Annotated in this window: 2 protein-coding genes; both read right to left on the bottom strand. The window is 43.5% G+C overall.

The annotated features are described in order from the left end of the window. Window positions 1-121: 121 nt before the first annotated feature. Window positions 122-448: a hypothetical protein gene (locus tag DP116_RS28300; RefSeq protein WP_169158258.1), complete on the bottom strand. Its 327-nt coding sequence runs from the start codon at window positions 446-448 to the stop codon at window positions 122-124. Between the two features lie 364 nt (window positions 449-812). After that, the coding region (locus tag DP116_RS28295; protein WP_169158257.1) for a transposase at window positions 813-1,178 on the bottom strand (366 nt) is incomplete at its 5' end.

The following is a 1,178-nucleotide window of genomic DNA, read 5'->3' as shown; positions in this document are numbered from 1 at the left end:
GCTTGACGCTGAGTCCCAAGGGGACACGCTGCGCGAACGCGTATCGCTAATACACTGCGGCATTGGAGGAAAAGTTAGAAATTCCGTCAGATGCTCAAGCCGCATAACCCAACAACTATCACTACCCACTACCCCGCCCGACCGTCGCGGGGTTAACTTTATTTGCTATTGCTTGAACCACAATCACTTCAGCTTTGGTCAAGTTGCGACACACGACAGCTTTCAAAAATTTCTTTTCCCACGGTTCCAAGCCAGTGCTGTTCAAAAGCCTTGCTACTGATATGTCGGGTGTTTTCCTGGGCTTCCGCAACCATTTGACAAAGCGTCCACACTCGTTACAGGTCAGACGCCCATAGTGGAGACTGGTTTCAGGTTCTAACGATTCTATAAAGTTGTAGCCACCGCAGGATGGGCAATAATCAAGTATGTCGAGATTTTGCGTAGGCATGGCGAAGTAACCGCTATCGAGCGGGTAAGAAACTACATGAAATGAAAAATCTTGTAACCCCTATCAGTTTGCTAGCGTGAGGGGTTTTGATTTTTAATCATGCCTAACAAATAATCCTTGTAGAATAAGGCTGTCAAATTCTGCGGAATATAACTTTACAATTTGAAACAATTGTCAGGTTTTTAACGTTTACCTACTTGGATGTATTTAATAACACCATTTTCTAAGTAACAGACTTGTCGTGAAGAACGTTCAAGTTTGCGACAACAGCGTTTCTGTGTTTTTAAAAAGTTTTGCCAATGTACGCGAAAATCAATATTTTCTTTACGACTACCAATCTCAGCAGCTACATTTACAGCAATTTTCAGGTAAATAGACCACAGTGGTTGAACCAACCGAAGGCATCATCTTCGGTAATACAATTTACAGCATCAGCCATTGCTCGGTCGAGTAATTCCAGTGTGCGTGCTTCACAAGAACGGAGAAATTGCTTCAATTTTGACCAACAAAGTTCTATGGGGGATAAATCAGGAGAGTAAGGGGGTAAAAACTTGACTAATGCACCAACAGACTCAATGGCAATTTTTACACGCTCCGCGTGGTGAACTTTCAGATTATCCATAACCACAATAGCCCCTTTCCACAATTGAGGTGCCAAAACCTGAGTTACATATGTAAGAAACACCTCGGTATTGGTGCTTCCAGGCACAGTCATCGCTGCAACCAGCCC

This window comes from Brasilonema bromeliae SPC951 (assembly GCF_012912135.1).
GTDB lineage: Bacteria > Cyanobacteriota > Cyanobacteriia > Cyanobacteriales > Nostocaceae > Brasilonema > Brasilonema bromeliae.
The sequence above is the reverse complement of the archived record's forward strand: the minus strand, read 5'-3'. Positions and strand labels throughout refer to the sequence as shown.

Coding starts and splice junctions, on each gene's coding strand:
- DP116_RS28300 (WP_169158258.1), bottom strand. CDS start 448: ATGCCTACGCAAAATCTCGACATACTTGATTATTGCCCATCCTGCGGT.